This is a genomic window from Rhizobium sp. ZPR4 (assembly GCF_040215725.1).
Classification (GTDB): domain Bacteria; phylum Pseudomonadota; class Alphaproteobacteria; order Rhizobiales; family Rhizobiaceae; genus Rhizobium; species Rhizobium rhizogenes_D.
On the sequence record NZ_CP157968.1, the window covers coordinates 1,121,211 to 1,136,160 of the forward strand.

Sequence of the window (14,950 nt, forward strand, 5' to 3'; positions counted from 1 at the left end):
TCAGAAACCACTGATGAGTTCGATCTTCGAACCGTCGTGGAAGCGGGAAAAACGGAAATTCTTGCGGTCGACCACCGGTGGCTTGCCGGTGACGACGTCGGCCATCAGCCGTCCGGCCGCCGGCCCTATGCCGAAGCCGTGGCCGGAAAAACCGGTGGCGATATGGAAGCCGGGAATGCTGTCGATCGCATCGATCACCGGCACGGCATCCGGCGTCACGTCGATATAGCCTGCCCAGCACTGGGCGATCTCGGCCTTCTCGAAAACCGGAAAGGCTTTCTTGAGATTGGCGAGCGCCGCGTTCGAAAGCTTGGTGGAGGGTTTGGGATCGAGGACGCGGCAATATTCGAAGGGACTTGCCTCGTCCATTGCCCAGCGATTGGGAATGCGGGCTTCGTCGAAGAACCGGCCGGAGACGCGGAAGTTCAGCGAGCGCCACTCCTTTTTCAGCGCCGGCAGGAACTTGCCGGCGTAGCGGAAGGAACTCGGCACGATGTCCACGATGTTTTCGTGGCCAGAAGCGATCGTGTAGCCGCCATCCTGGCGCTTGCGCAGGGCAAAGCCGCTCGCCCAGATGGCTTGCTCCGGGCCACCTTCCAGAGGCTTGGTGCGCAACACGGAATTCATCACCTTCAACTGCGGCAGATCGAGCCCGAACATGCCGGCAAACAGGCTGGACCAGGCGCCGCCGGCAAGTACGACGGCCTTGCAGGCGATCGGGCCTCGCTCGGTGATCACGCCGGAAATGCGGCCGCCGGCCGTCTCGATGCCACGCACGGCGCATTCGGTCAGAATGGAAGCTCCCTTGTCGCGGGCGGCCTCGGCAATGGCGGGGGCGGCTCGCTGCGGCTCGGCGCGACCGTCGGCGGCGGTAAAGAGCGCACCCTTGAGGTCCATCTGCGCACCGGGAAAGAGGGTCTTGAATTCGGCACCGCTGATCATGCGGCTTTCCAGCTGGTAGCCTTCCAGATTGCGGTTCCAGCGCTCGTGATCGGCATATTGCTTGTCGTCAGCGCAGGTGAAGATGATGCCGGCGCGCTTGTAGCCGGTGTCGCGGCCGGTACGCTTGTCGAGCGTGCTCCAAATGCGCAGGGCCTCGGCCATGAGGGGCACTTCGCGCGGATCGCGCCTGGAAATGCGCACCCAGCCCCAGTTGCGGCTCGATTGTTCCTGGCCGATGCCACCCTTCTCGCAAAGCGCGACCCGCAGACCGCGTTCGGCCAGTTCCAGCGTCGTCGAGGTGCCGATGATGCCACCGCCGATGACGACGACGTCGACTTCCTTGGGCAGTTCCGCATCCCCGTGAACAGGGACCACATAGGGGCCGGGCATGGTCAGAAAGACTCCTCTAACTGGCAATTGATGGTGAATTCGGCGACGCTTGCCTCGTTCGGAAGGTCGATCAGCATGGAAATGATGCGGGCGAGATCGCGTGGATCTGTCATCTCGCTATCGGGCTTGCTCGTAAGGCCGCGCGCCATGTCGGTCGCGACGAAGCCGGGGCAGATGGCGGTGGCGCGGATGCCAAGATCAAAGCCGGTGTGGCGTATGGCATGGGCCAGCGCGACGGCCGCGAATTTGGAGACGGCATAGAGGCCGGAGTTCGCGGATTTCACCCGCTTGCCCGAAAGCGAAGCGACGATGATGACCCGGCCGTGACCGCTTGAAGCAAGGGCACTCCACGCGGATTTTGCAAGTCTTCGCGGTGCCTTGACGTTCACTTCGAGCAGATCGTCGAGGTCGGCATCATCGGCTTCGATCACGGTCTTCGCGAGGCCAATGCCGGCATTGGCGACAACAGCGTCGATGCGGCCGAAAGTGCGAAGCGTCTCTTTGGTCCATGATACCGAAGCATCCGCGTCCGTGGCATCATAAGCAAGGACGGCGACGCGCGCGGGGTCGGCCCAGGCGGGCATGACCGGCTTGCGCATGCCGAGCGAAAGCAGCCAGCCTTTGCCGGCAAGTTCCTCGGCGAGTGCTGCGCCGATCCCCCGGCTGGCGCCGGATATCATTGCGACCCGTTCCTCACTTATGCTCATGCCCGCTCTCCCATGGTTCGCCGGCTCACGATTGTGCGACGATGCGCCGGTAGGTTCTGCGCAGAATGTCTATCAGCAGCCTGTGTTCTTCGTCGGTGATGTCGGAAAAGAATTCGCGTGACTGTTTGGTGACGATGGCACGCACGCGCTTCGCCAATTCGTGACCCTTGTCCGTGATGTAGAGTTCCTGGGCCCGGCTGTCGTCCGCCGATGTCTCGCGCGTAAGGAGATCATGCGCTTCCATCTGCTCGATCAGCCTGCCGGTCGCGGAGCGGTCTTTCAGGATGAGTTGGGCAATGGTGGAGGGCCGGATTCCCGGATTGTCGTCGACCAGGAACAGGGTGGTGATCTTTCCCGTTCCGCGCGCCACGTCCAAGCCTTCCAGCTTTTCGTCCAGATCACGCGAAACGGCGAGGTTGATACTGCGGATGTAAAAGCTCAGCGTATCCTCCAGGACATCGATATCGATGTCCTTCACGGAAGTTGGCGGGGCCTTGGTCGGCGGCATGGCTCGGAACCCTTGAAAGGCAACAAAACACCGCTCCGCCACCCTTCATGCGGAGGCAGGTTCATGGTCGTCTGCGGCGGATCGTCGCTGGAACTTTATGCCATGAAAGGACGGATAGTGGATAAATGCAACTATTTTTTCGCCCGATCAGATAAAAATTAATCAGCATGCAAGGCTGCCTGTTTCTCAGGCATCAATCGCCACTGGGACGTGCACGAATGGTGGTAATTGGGCAGAAGCGGCCGCATCCGGCGCGGCCCGCGCTTCGTTTGGTGGCCGTTTCAGCCGACGGCTTCCCAGTCGCTGCCGGGGATGGCGGCCAGCAGGCTTTGGGTATAGGTATGCGCCGGCGCGCGGAAGATCTGCGAAGGCGGACCATATTCGACGATCTCGCCCTTGTACATGACGGCGACCTCGTCGCAGATCTGGCTGGCGACGCGAAGATCGTGGGTAATGAAGATCATCGCCACTTTGGTATCCTGCTGGATTTCCGCAAGAAGCTTGAGGATTTGCGCCTGGATCGAGACATCGAGAGCGGAAACGGCTTCGTCAGCCACCAGCAGCACGGGATCGAACATCAAGGCACGAGCGATGCCGATGCGCTGGCGCTGGCCGCCGGAGAATTCATGGGGAAAGCGGTCGAAGGCGCCTTCGTCGAGGCCGACGCGCTTGAGAAGACGCAGCGCCTTCGTCTTGGCCTCGTGCATCGGCAGGCCGTGCGCCATCGGTCCGACGGTGAGAATGCGGCCGATCGTATGGCGCGGGTTCAGCGAGGCGAATGGGTCTTGAAAGATCATCTGGATATAGGGGCGCAATGGCCGGAACTCATCGTCTGACAGCGGGGCGATATCGCGGCCATCGAAGAGAATCCGACCGCTGTCCGAGCTCAAAAGCTTCAGCAGGACGCGGCCGAGCGAGGATTTGCCGGAGCCGGATTCACCGACCACACCCAATGTGCGTCCCTTGCGGATCGAGAAACTGACGTCGTTGACCGCCTGCACCGTCCGCGATTTCGACAGGAAGCCGCTTCCCGATCGATAGGTCTTGTTGAGCTTATCAACCTCTAGCACCACGGGCGCCTCGGCAATGGTTTCGCGGTTGGCGGTGGTCATGCGGGGAACGGCCGCGATGAGACGCTGCGTGTAGGGATGAACAGGCGCATTGAGCACCTGCGCTGCCGGTCCCTGTTCGACGAGGTGACCCTTTTCCATGACGATCACCCTGTCGGCAATCTCGGCGACCACCCCGAAATCATGGGTGATGAACATGACGCTCATCTTCTTGCGCGCCTGTATCTTGCGGATCAATTCGAGGATCTGGGCCTGCGTCGTCACGTCCAATGCCGTGGTCGGTTCGTCGGCGATCAGCACGTCCGGATCGAGCGCCAGCGCCATGGCGATCATCACGCGCTGCCGCTGCCCGCCCGATAGCCGGAAGGGATATTGATGCTGGAGAAGATCCGGATCGGGCAGGCCGACTTCGCCGAGCAACTCCTTCACCTTCTGCCGCCGGCTTTCCGGCGTGCCGATCTTATGAGCATCGAGAACCTCGATGATCTGGTCGCCGATCGTCATCAGCGGATTGAGTGCTGAGAGCGGGTCCTGGAAAATGATCGAAACGGCCCGTCCCCTGAGGCTTCTGAGGGTGGCGTCGTCGGCGCTCACGAGATCCGTGCCCTTGAAGCAGATCGTGCCCGCCGTTACTTTTATGATGGATGGCAGCAGGCCCATGATCGCGTTCGCGGTCACCGATTTCCCCGAGCCGGATTCACCGATGATGCAAAGGATCTCACCTGGCATCAGATTGAAGGAGATATCCTGAACCGCATGCACGCGTTCCATGTTCTTCGGGAGGCTGACTGTCAGGTCACGTACCGACAGTACCGGCTCGCTGGGCGGGGCTATATTTTGAGCATCGGACGGGGTCATGGAAGGCCTCCTTGTTCTGAACCAGCGAACACGCCCTCTCAGGGAGAGCTCATGAATTGTCAGAAGCAAGAAGAATGCCGGTATTGCCGCCCTTAAGGCAAGCGAAGGAAATTCTTAATCGACGGATTTTTGCTGCCCGCCACCTGCATTTCAAAAATGGTCAGCCGCAGCAGCCTGCGGATATGGAAATCTCCGTCTATGCACTTTGCTAGCGTTCAAACGGTTCGCCGAGCGAGGCGACGCCATTGAGCTTCAAGAGGCGGCGATCTACGGAGATGACGCCAAGGACGATGATCGTCACGAGATAGGGCAGGCATGCAAGCAATTGCGAGGAAATTGCGAGCCCGCTGGCCTGCGCGGCGAGACCCATCAGCGATACCGCACCGAACAGGCAGGCGCCCAAGAAAATCCTGGATGTCAGCCAGGTCCCAAAGACAACGAGGGCAATGGCAATCCAGCCTCGCCCGGCAATCATGCCGTCCGCCCAGAGTGGCGTATAGATCGTCGAGGCATACGCACCTGCAAAGCCGGCCATCACGCCACCAAACGTAACCGCCGCGAACCGGATCGGGACAATCGGATAGCCGATTGCATGCGCGGCTTTCGGATTTTCACCGACAGCGCGAAGGACAAGACCGACCTTGCTGAAGGCAAACATCGCCCATATGCCGATCGTCGCGACAAGCGAGATCCAGACGACGATATCCTGGCTGAAAAGGCCTCCGACAACTGGAATTTCCGAAAGCCCGGGAATTGCGATCTTTGGCAAGGTGGTGACGGTCAAGCTCTCATAACTCTTGCCGAACAGCGCCGAGAGGCCCTGGCCGAGAATGCCGAGGGCAAGACCGGCTGCAACCTGGTTTGCATTGAAGCCCAGTGTGATACCGGCAAAAATCATGGAGAGGAGCGCACTTCCGAGACCGGCCGCAAGAAAAGCAAGAAGATGGCCACCACCATGATAAACGACAATGAACGCAATGACGGCACCAACCGCCATCAAGCCTTCTACGCCGAGGTTCAAGACGCCCGCGCGCTCAGCAACAAGTTCGCCCAAGGCTGCGAGCAGAAACGGCGTTGCGGCTGCCAGCATGCCGGCAAGAATGAACTCGACGGCGCTCATGATGCGCTCCGGGCTGGTATAGGGCGCCAGACGATGCGATAGCGCACGAAGGCGACGGCAATGAGATAGATGAGGAGCAGGCTGCCCTGGAACACGCGGACGGCTGCAATTGGCAGATTGGCGGAGACCATGGCGTTATCGCCACCGATGTAGAGTGCTGCCATGATGATCGCGGAGATGACGATGCCGATTGGATTGAGGCCGCCAAGATAGGCAACGATGATTGCCGCGTATCCATATCCGGTCGAGATCGAACGCTGTAGCTGGCCAAGCGGACCGGCAACCTCAGCGGCGCCCGCAAGTCCGGCTGCCGCTCCGCCAATAATCAGCGAAAGCCAGATTGCCCAGCTCTCCTTGAAGCCGGCATAGCTCGCCGCCCGGGGCGCCAGTCCGCCGACCTGCAATTTATATCCGGCGAAGCTCTTCTGCATGAAGATCCATGCCGCAATCGACAGACCGGCAGCAAGGAGAAGCGAGACATTGACGCGGGTCCCCTCAAACAGGATCGGTACCATGGCGTCGTATTGAAACATGACCGACTGCGGGAAATTGAAGCCGTTCGGATCTTTCCATGGGCCGAGAAGAAGATAGTTGAGTAATTGCGCGGCAACGAAACTCAGCATCAATGAGACGAGAATTTCATTGGCGTTGAGCCTGACGCGCCAGAAGGCAGTGAGAGACGCCCATAGAGCGCCGCCGAGAGTGCCGAGCAGCAGCATCGCCGGCCACATCCATTGGCCCGTTGCCTGTGGCATCCAGATGGGTATGGCGGAGGCGAAGATTGCGCCGAGAATGAATTGGCCTTCAGCGCCGATGTTGAAGACCTTGGCGCGAAAGCCGATTGCGAGACCCTGTGCGATCAGAAGCAGGGGGCCAGTCTTCAGTAGGACTTCCGAGAATGAGGCCCATGAGATGAATGGTTCGATCAGCATGGTATAGATCACGGCTGCCGGATCGCGACCCATCGCGATATAGAGGCCAAGATTGAGTACGATGGTGATGGTGAGGGCGATCGGCGGTGCAAGCAGCTTTGCGGCGAACGAGGCTCGTTCGCGGCGGACTATAGTTGGGAGGACTGCAGAAAAGGAGCTGCTCATGCGGATGCCTTTTCGCGTTGGGGCTGTGCACCGATCATGTATCGACCGATTTCCTCAGGTTTTGTATCGCGGGTGACAAGCGGCGGGCTCAGTGTGCCGTGGTAAAGGACCTGGATGACGTCGCTGAGCTCGAACAATTCCTCGAGCTCCTCCGATATGACGAGAATGGCCATGCCTTGATTGCGCAGCTCGATCAGCCGCTTGCGAATGGCGGAGGCCGCGCCGACGTCGACGCCCCAGGTCGGTTGTGCAAGAAACAACAGTTTCGGGGCGAGCATGATTTCGCGTCCGACGATGAACTTCTGCAGGTTCCCCCCAGAAAGCGAGCCTGCTTCAGCCTCCGGACCGCGCGTGCGCACGTCATAACCCCGGATGCACTCGTTTGCGAAGTCGGTTGCTTTCCCACTGTCGATGAGGCCATGCTTGACGAGCTTCAAGGGATAGGCTGTCAGCAGGCTATTGAGCGTTAGCGACATTTCGGGAACCGCGCCATGCCCGAGCCGATCCTCCGGAACAAAGGCAAAGCCAAGCTTTCGACGACTGGCGGCATCGAGGTTGCCGACATCTCGGCCCATCATGAAGATCTGGTCGCGCTTGTCGCGGGCCAGGGTTGTTTCCCCCGAAATCAGCGCGGCAAGTTCTTTTTGCCCATTTCCAGAAATGCCAGCAATACCGACAATCTCGCCGCTGCGCACGCTGAGGCTGATCGTGGCGAGCGGCATGCCAAAGGGATCGTCAGGTCGGTAATCGAGGCCAATGATCTCCAGACGCTTTTCACCCTCGACCATAGGCAATGCGGGTATTGCTTCCGGCATGTCGCGGCCGATCATCATGCGGGCGAGGTCATGGGCGTCATGCTCGCGCGGATCCACATGGCCGGTCACGCGTCCGCCGCGCAGAATGGTGGCACGGTCACACAGGGACTGGATCTCCTCCAGCTTGTGCGAGATGAAGAGGATCGACACGCCGCCGTCGCGCAGCCGGCGCAGCGTATCGAACAGCTTCTCGACGGCTTGCGGCGGCAGGACCGATGTCGGCTCGTCGAGGATCAGCAGCTTCGGATCGGTCATCAGGCATCGGATGATTTCAACTCGCTGCCGCTCGCCGACCGACAGTTCATGCACATGGGCCAGCGGATCGACTTCAAGTCCAAATTCATCGCCCAGCGTGCGGATGCGCCGCGCAAGTTCGGCCTGGCGGCCGGAGACGATCAGGCGGATATTTTCGACAACCGTCAGGCTCTCGAACAGGGAGAAATGCTGAAAGACCATCCCGATGCCGGTACGCCTCGCCTCTGCGGGGGAGGCAAGGCTAAGCGGCTTCCCATGCCAGGCGATCGTTCCGTCGTCTGGTTGTTCGACGCCATAGATCAGCTTCATCAGCGTCGATTTGCCGGCGCCGTTTTCTCCGAGGATGGCATGGATCGAGCCCGGGGCTACATCCAGATCGATATGCTGGTTGGCATGGACCTGGCCGTAGCTTTTGGAGATGCCGCGCAGCGACAGCAGCGGGATGGTCATGATTTGATTACTTCGGCAAAGGCGTCTTCACACCTTTGACATGCCAGTCCATCGCGACGATCTGCGTATCCGTCAGTGTCGCGCCCGAAGCCGCGCCCTCGCTGCCATCGGCCTTGATGATCGGGCCGGTAAACGGCGAGAAGCCGCCGCTTCCGATCTTCGCTTCGACGTCTTTGATCTTCGCCATGGTGTCTGCCGGGATCGCCGGGCTCCAGTCGACGACTTCGACGACCTTGTCCGCGACACCGAGGAAGGCGTTGGCGCCTTTGAAGGTGCCGGCGAGATGGGCATCGACCGATGCCTTGAAGAAAGGCGACCAGTCGGTGGAAATGCAGCCGAGATAGGTCTTCGGTGCATATTTCTTCATCGAGGAGTTCAGATTGAAGGCGTAGACACCGGCAGCCTCGCAGGCTGATATGACCGAGGGCGTATCCTGCGCGTTCGAGAAGATCACGTCACAGCCCTGCGAGATCAAAGCCTTGGCGGCCTCCTGCTCCTTGGCCGGATCGAACCAGGAGTTGACCCAGACGACTGATACCTCGATGTCTGGCCTGACGGCTTGCGCGCCGAGCGTGAAGGCGTTGATTGACGTGATCAGTTCGGGAATGGCGAAGGCGGAGACCGAACCGAGCTTGCCCGTCTTGGAAACGGCGGCTGCCGCCATGCCAAGCAGATAGGTCCCTTGAAAATACTTGGCGGCAAAGGGCGAGAAATTCGGTGCGACCTGGAAGCCGGAGGCATGCAGGACGGTCACCTTCGGGTTGCGGCGGGCAATCTGCAGCGCGCCGTTCTGATAGCCGAACGAGCCGGCGATCAGGAAGTGGTTTCCGTCGGCGACGGTCTTGTTCATGATGCGGTCCGCATCCGGGCCTTCGGCGATGTTCTCGATCACAGTCACCGTGACCTTGTCGCCATAGCCGGCCTTGATCGGATCAAGGCCGGCCGCAAGCGCGTGTCCCCAGCCGACATCGCCGATCGGCGAGGGCACGACGAGCGTGATGCCGAGCGGTTCGTTCGCGGCAAAGGCGGAGCGGCCGGTAAAGGCCGTTGCGAGGCCTGCGATAGCCGCGCTCTTCATCAATGTTCTACGGGTCAGATTCTTCTGCATCCCAGTTCCCCTTTTGGTTTTTCAGAATTCCACTGTTGCAAGTGCCGCCTCGGCCGCAGCAAACAGCGCGGCCTCATCCAGTCCGGTGAATTCACCGGATTGCCAGACGATGCGTCCGTTGATCATGGTCAGATCGGTGGGCATGCCGATCCCGACCTTGGCGATCAGGCTCAGCGGGTCGTGCCGCGTCCCGACATAGTCCATCCGCCGCGTATCGATGGCAAAGAGGTCGGCGGCCATGCCCGGGGCGAGACGCCCGATATCCGTGCGCCCGAGCAGGCTTGCGCCTCCGCTTGTCGCATATTGCAGAAAGTCGAGCGGGGCGGGAACGGCGTGTTGGCGCGTCGAAGCCGTCAGGCACTGCAGCATGTAGGCGGAATGGACGCAGTGCATGAGGTTCGAGTTGTCGTTCGATGCGGCTCCATCGCAACCAAGACCGATGCGCAAGCCAAAGGCCTGCATCGCCGGGATGTCGGTGACTTCGGCGCCGACCAGATAGACCGGCTCGGGGCAATGGGAGACGCCGGTGCCGCTTGCCGCCATTTTGCGGAGCTCGTCATGCGTCAGTTCCCAGCAATGGGCATAGAAGGTGTCAGGGCCGGCAAAGCCCAATTCGCTGCAGTAGTCGACCGTGCGCATGCCATGCCGCGCCTCGATGACCGGACTTTCACCTTCGCCAACATGGGTGTGCAGTTGCACGCCACGATCGCGTGCCAGCGCGACCGACTCGACGAAAGTTTCGCGGTAGCAATTGACCGGCTGGCAGGGGGCGACCACCACCTGGCGCATGCTGAAGGGACCGGCATCGTGATAGCTGTCGATCAGGCGCGCGCAATCGGCGATGAATTCGTCGGTGGTCTCGAGCATCGCGTCCGGGATCGTCGAACCCTCGGATTTTGGCAGGGTGTTGCCGCCACGCCCCGCATGAAAGCGCATTCCGAGCAATTCCGCCGCCTCGAACTGGCGATCGATCAGACGCTTTCCGGCATGGCGGGGAAAGCAATATTGATGATCGAAGGCGGTCGTGCAGCCATGCTTGATCATCTCGGCCATCGCGGTGACCGAAGAATGATAGAAGCAGTCCTCCGTCAGTCGCGAGAAGATCGGATAGATCCGGTCGAGCCATTCGATGACGGAGAGCTTCGTCCAGTCGAGCTCGGCCCGGTTGCGCACGAAGCACTGAAAGAAGTGGTGATGGGTGTTGACGAGCCCCGGATAGACGAACCAGCCGGATGCGTCCTGGACGATGGTGCCCTCGGGTAAGGCGCTAAGCGACAGGTTCTCGCCGATCGCCTGGATTGCCGGACCCTTGGTGAGCAGATCCACGTTCCGGCGCACGCTCAGCCCATTACCTTCATTGATGATAACGGCCGCACAATTCTTCAGGAGATAACCAGTCATTCCATTATGTCTCCCCCGCCGGATGCGGATCGGGTTTCAGCTCGTGCAGGCGGTGAATGCCGGGCATTTCGATGAAACCAGGCAGGCTGCGGATGGCGCGCATCCAGAGCCGGATCAAGGGGTAGGGATCAAGCGAGATGCCGCCGTCAGGCGCAAGCGCCACGTAGGGGAAGCAGGCGATATCGGCGATGGTCGCGTGGATCGCCGCAAGGAACCGCATGCCGCGCTCGCTTTGTTCGAAGAGGCCTGCTTCAAGTTCGCGCAGCGCCGCGGTCCCCTGAGCCTGCAAAACCTTGCTGTCCCCGGGACGCAGAAGCATTTCATGAAGCCGCGCGCCGCCAAGGTTCGCGGTCAGGCGATGTGAAAAGGAGAGCCATTGCTGCACGCGTGCCGTCTCCCGCGGCGAACTCTGGCCCAGCCATTCCGGCGCAGCATTGGCAGCGAGATAGGCAAGCATTGCCGAGGATTCGGTGAGCACAAGATCGCCATCCTCGAGGATCGGGATGGAACCTGCCGGATTGAGCGCCATAAGCTCCGGCCCGCGATGCTCCGCGCCAGGATGAAAGTCAACCGACCGGATTTCGAGCTTGATGCCCAGGAGTGCGGCCATCAGCCGTACCTTGTAGCAGCTTGGCGATAAAATATAGTCGTAGAGCTTCATTGTGCGACCAACTGTGCGCCGTAGGTATAGTTGTGGCGCTTGAGCCATCGCCGGTAGGCGACCGAGGTGAGGTCGGCCCTTGTCGGAATTTCCATGCCGGGATCAAGCGGAAGAAGTGAAGGGATCTGGTTCTCGAGGATCGAGCGATCCTGCAGGAAGATCGTCTGCTGAAAGTGGATGAGATCGGTCATCGGCGTTTCGTCATCGAAGAGCGCCATCCACGGCCAAACGTCGCATAGGTCTTCGGCAAGAGGCTGGACGAACAGGGTTATCACGTCCCATTCGCTGGGGCGCGGAGGGCATGTCTTATAGAGCACCGAACAGGTCGGTGCCGGCACGCGATACATATATTCAGTCGTAATGCCGCCGGACGCCGATTTCGCAGCTTGCGGCTGGTAGAACTTCACCTGCGTTGCCCAGACTTCGTCCACGCTCTCGCGGATTTCGACCTTGTAGTTTTCGACCTCCGTATGCGGCTCCGCCCCGAGAATGTCGGTATGCACGAAAGGAAAATGCGCGATATCGAGAAAGTTCTCGACGGCACGAAGCGGCGAGCAGCGCACGCGCACCACGCCGACATCGACGAAACGGCGGCCCGGCTGATCGGCCTCCGGAATGGCGAAAAGCTCCTTCTCGGGGTTCCCGAGGGAGGACCAGACATGGCCGTAGCGGATGCGGACGGGGAGGGGACGTCCATTGTCCGTCACCACGCGCGCATTTCCGTCCTGACTGCGCGCGACCTCGATCGCCTTGCCCATCAGATGGGTCTTGCTTCCTTTCTCGCTGAGCTGGCTGAAGAGGCCGACCGGATACCATTCGTCGATCATCGCGCCGCCTTTCATTCTGCAATCTCCCTGTGGCGCTCTTCCGCCGCACGGCGGAGGGATTCGACAATCCGAGACGCCGCAACACGGTCTGCCGGGCTGCGATCCCTGTCGATCATGAGAAGGATGAGCGTATGCTTCTCCTGGGGCGCTAACAGCAGCCTGATCCAGGGAAACTCAGGTAAGCAGATCAGCCCTCTCGCGTCGATCTTCGCCCCTGCTGCGGCCTCGATTGCCGCGATATCCGTTTTCACGTTCAGAGAACGTAGGGGTATGAGCTCGTCGAGCTGCGGAGGCTGCGTTGCCGGTTGTCCGATGGCTACCCATAGGATACCGCCCGCTTCTTCGACCTGCTGGACGGCGACACGGATGGTTTCCGGTGGCACCAGATCGGGATGTGCGGGAATGCGAATGCATCCGCCTGACAGCGAATAGCTCCATCCGTGATAGATGCAGGACAGTGCCTCGCCGCGGACGAAGCCGTGCGACAATCTCATTCCGCGATGCGGACAGCGATCGGAAGATGCGGTTGCGCGGCCCGACTGACTGCGCCACAGGGCAATCGGGCCAACCGATGTCCAGGCCGGTATGACGGTTCCTGGTGGTAGATCAGAGGAAAGGGCGACTGGCGCCCAGGATCCGACCCCATCAAATGGCATAGCCTTAACTCTCTTAATTTCACCAATGGCTTAGCGCCACCAGTCATAGGCAGGCGCCGATCCCTGCATCCCCACAGCCTTCAAAAGCTTGCATAAATAATTCGCATTGGCAACAATGATTAAATAAAAGGCAGTAGATCAGGAATTCCTAAGATATGATGCTTCGGCGCTATCCATGACCCTGCGCTGAATCTCGTCGACCCAGACGTCGATCGGCCCAAGGGAGCAGCCCATTTCCAGCATGTCGATCAGTTCCGCAGGCCCGGTGACCTCAAGTTCGATCCGGTCCGCATCAGAATGGAAGAATGTCTGCGCAAGTCCGAGCTTTTTGGCATGACGCTGGATCCACGGGACGAATGAGGCCGCGTTGAGGTCGCCCAGTATCGTCATGCGTTCTCGAAATTCACCTTGTGGCACCTGCATCCGTCAACGATCCTTGCTTCATATCAGGATGGCAGAATAGCCGCTTCGTGAGTTTGCGAAAGGGGTCGTCTCACACAGCAATACTCCGCTGTCCTTGGGACAGCGGAGGTTCGGATCAGATGATAAGATGTCAGTTCTTGACCGTGTCTTCCAGGAAGAAGCGACCGAGCGGGTTTTGATTGAAGTTCTCGATGTTCTTGCGTGAGACGTTGATATAGGGGCTGTAGTAGAGGTCGACCCAGTTCACGTCGTCCTTTGCCATCTTCTGCAGATCTATATACATCTGCTCGCGCTTCTTCGGGTCCAGCTCCTGCCGCGCCTTGGCGACGAGATCCTTTACCGCATCATTCTTGTAGTTGGTCATATAGTTGTTGTTGGAATCGTGGCCGAGAACGAATGTCGTCTTCTGGTCCGGGTCGAGAATGTCGTTGGTCCAATAGTTTACCGAGATGTCATAGTCGCCAGCAACGGTCATGTCCCATTCCTGGCTGGGATCGACCTTCTGCAGATTGGCGGTAATGCCTGCTTTGGCAAGCTGCTGCTGCACCAGAACGGCTGTCTGCTCGTCCACTTCGTCGCCGGCGCGGATGAGATAGTTCAGCGTGAGGTTGGAAACGCCGGCCGCCGAAAGCATCTGCTTGGCCTTCTCGGGGTCATAGGGGCGTTGCAGATTGTCGGCGTAGTGATATAGGGCGCCCTTGGGGATGTAGGAGTTCGCAACCGTGCCCTGATGGAAGGTAACAGCATCGACGATCGCCTTCTTGTCGATCGCCATGTCGAGCGCCTGACGGACTTCCTTTTTGCCGAGGTCGCCATGGGCATGGTTGATCAGCAGATGGTCTTCACGGGTGGAGGGGTCGATCAGCACGTTGAGGTTCTGATCCTTCTTCAGCTCCTCGACGCGCGAGAACGGCACGAAGATGGCGGCATCGAGCTGGCCTGCCTGCACGTTCAGCATTCGGGTATTGTCGTCGGGCACCGAGATCCACTCGACCCCGTCGAGTTTTACGCGATCAGCCTGCCAGAAATTCGGGTTCTTCTTCAGGATGATGCGGTCACCGCGCCGCCATTCCTCGACGGAGAAGGCTCCGGAGGCGATCGGCTTTTCGCCATAGGCGTCCGGCCCCATCGATTCCATCCCGGCCTTCGAGATCACCGACGCGTTCGGCAAGGCGAGTGTTGAAAGGAAAGGCGCTGAGGCGTGTTTGAGCTTGATTGTCAAAGTATGCGGATCGGTAGCAACCGCCGTATCGATCACCTTATAGGAATCGCTCCAGAGGGATGCCTTGTCGTCTCGGATGCGCAGCAGGCTGAAGGCTGCATCGTCGGCCGTCAGCGGTGACCCGTCGGAGAACTTCGCGTCTCGGATCTTGAAGACATAGGTGAGGCCATCCTGCGAGGTGGTCCAGCTCTCCGCAAGACCCGGCTCCAGCTTCGTCCCCGATTTATCGACGCGCACCAGCACGTCGTAGACGTTGGAGAACACCCAGTTGTCGATATTCTGCGCCGTCTTGATCGGATCGAATGTCGTCGAATCCTCGCGGCGGCCGATGGTCAGCACGCCGGCGGCTTCCGCATAGCTCGCGCTCAGCGTCAAACCGGCGAGAATTGCGGCAAGCCCGATTGTTTTCCACTTGTTGGTCATGAATTCGTTCCCTTCGT

General features: G+C 60.0%; 15 protein-coding genes. 1 reads left to right on the plus strand and 14 read right to left on the minus strand.

Annotation, left to right across the window (positions count from 1 at the left end; all coding sequences use genetic code 11):
• The 4 genes from ABOK31_RS24790 to ABOK31_RS24805 form a co-directional block, all read right to left on the minus strand.
• Nucleotides 1-1,332, minus strand: a complete 1,332-nt coding sequence (locus ABOK31_RS24790; protein WP_349959314.1) for an FAD-binding oxidoreductase — start codon at nucleotides 1,330-1,332, stop codon at nucleotides 1-3.
• Nucleotides 1,333-1,334: 2 nt separating this feature from the next.
• Nucleotides 1,335-2,039, minus strand: a complete 705-nt coding sequence (locus ABOK31_RS24795; protein ID WP_349959317.1) for an SDR family NAD(P)-dependent oxidoreductase — start codon at nucleotides 2,037-2,039, stop codon at nucleotides 1,335-1,337.
• A 25-nt stretch (nucleotides 2,040-2,064) separates the two neighbouring features.
• The gene (locus ABOK31_RS24800) at nucleotides 2,065-2,547 is read right to left on the minus strand and encodes a MarR family transcriptional regulator (protein ID WP_349959319.1); all 483 of its coding nucleotides are present in this window, start codon (nucleotides 2,545-2,547) and stop codon (nucleotides 2,065-2,067) included.
• 281 nt (nucleotides 2,548-2,828) lie between these two features.
• A complete protein-coding gene (locus ABOK31_RS24805; RefSeq protein ID WP_349959322.1) occupies nucleotides 2,829-4,475 on the minus strand; it encodes an ABC transporter ATP-binding protein in 1,647 nt (548 codons plus the stop codon).
• A 56-nt stretch (nucleotides 4,476-4,531) separates the two neighbouring features.
• On the opposite strand from ABOK31_RS24805, the gene ABOK31_RS24810 reads away from it, so the two are divergent.
• Nucleotides 4,532-4,687 carry a hypothetical protein gene (locus tag ABOK31_RS24810; protein ID WP_349959324.1) on the plus strand — a complete coding sequence of 52 codons (156 nt, stop codon included), beginning with the start codon at nucleotides 4,532-4,534 and terminating at the stop codon, nucleotides 4,685-4,687.
• Here ABOK31_RS24810 and ABOK31_RS24815 read toward each other — a convergent pair.
• The 10 genes from ABOK31_RS24815 to ABOK31_RS24860 all read right to left on the minus strand — a co-directional run bounded on the left by ABOK31_RS24815 (nucleotide 4,684) and on the right by ABOK31_RS24860 (nucleotide 14,933).
• On the minus strand, nucleotides 4,684-5,595 hold the full coding sequence (locus ABOK31_RS24815; protein WP_349959325.1) for an ABC transporter permease: 912 nt from the start codon (nucleotides 5,593-5,595) through the stop codon (nucleotides 4,684-4,686). The genes ABOK31_RS24810 and ABOK31_RS24815 overlap by 4 nt on opposite strands.
• Nucleotides 5,592-6,692: an ABC transporter permease gene (locus ABOK31_RS24820; protein ID WP_349959327.1), complete on the minus strand. Its 1,101-nt coding sequence runs from the start codon at nucleotides 6,690-6,692 to the stop codon at nucleotides 5,592-5,594. Before ABOK31_RS24820 ends, ABOK31_RS24815 begins: the two co-directional genes overlap by 4 nt.
• The gene (locus ABOK31_RS24825; RefSeq protein WP_174176250.1) at nucleotides 6,689-8,212 is read right to left on the minus strand and encodes an ABC transporter ATP-binding protein; all 1,524 of its coding nucleotides are present in this window, start codon (nucleotides 8,210-8,212) and stop codon (nucleotides 6,689-6,691) included. Before ABOK31_RS24825 ends, ABOK31_RS24820 begins: the two co-directional genes overlap by 4 nt.
• A gap of 7 nt (nucleotides 8,213-8,219) precedes the next feature.
• Nucleotides 8,220-9,320, minus strand: coding sequence for a BMP family ABC transporter substrate-binding protein (locus ABOK31_RS24830; RefSeq protein WP_349959328.1), 1,101 nt, complete (start codon nucleotides 9,318-9,320; stop codon nucleotides 8,220-8,222).
• 21 nt (nucleotides 9,321-9,341) lie between these two features.
• Nucleotides 9,342-10,721: an amidohydrolase gene (locus ABOK31_RS24835; RefSeq protein WP_349959330.1), complete on the minus strand. Its 1,380-nt coding sequence runs from the start codon at nucleotides 10,719-10,721 to the stop codon at nucleotides 9,342-9,344.
• 4 nt (nucleotides 10,722-10,725) lie between these two features.
• Complete coding sequence (locus ABOK31_RS24840; RefSeq protein ID WP_349959331.1) at nucleotides 10,726-11,382, minus strand: glutathione S-transferase family protein; 657 nt, start codon at nucleotides 11,380-11,382, stop codon at nucleotides 10,726-10,728.
• Nucleotides 11,379-12,224, minus strand: coding sequence for an aromatic ring-hydroxylating dioxygenase subunit alpha (locus ABOK31_RS24845; RefSeq protein WP_349959332.1), 846 nt, complete (start codon nucleotides 12,222-12,224; stop codon nucleotides 11,379-11,381). The genes ABOK31_RS24840 and ABOK31_RS24845 overlap by 4 nt, the downstream gene beginning before the upstream one ends.
• Nucleotides 12,221-12,865 (minus strand): Rieske (2Fe-2S) protein, encoded by a 645-nt coding sequence (locus tag ABOK31_RS24850; RefSeq protein WP_349959333.1) that lies wholly within the window; start codon nucleotides 12,863-12,865, stop codon nucleotides 12,221-12,223. The genes ABOK31_RS24845 and ABOK31_RS24850 overlap by 4 nt, the downstream gene beginning before the upstream one ends.
• A gap of 138 nt (nucleotides 12,866-13,003) precedes the next feature.
• The gene (locus ABOK31_RS24855) at nucleotides 13,004-13,288 is read right to left on the minus strand and encodes an acylphosphatase (protein ID WP_349959336.1); all 285 of its coding nucleotides are present in this window, start codon (nucleotides 13,286-13,288) and stop codon (nucleotides 13,004-13,006) included.
• A gap of 130 nt (nucleotides 13,289-13,418) precedes the next feature.
• Nucleotides 13,419-14,933: an ABC transporter substrate-binding protein gene (locus tag ABOK31_RS24860; RefSeq protein ID WP_349959338.1), complete on the minus strand. Its 1,515-nt coding sequence runs from the start codon at nucleotides 14,931-14,933 to the stop codon at nucleotides 13,419-13,421.
• Nucleotides 14,934-14,950: the final 17 nt, after the last annotated feature.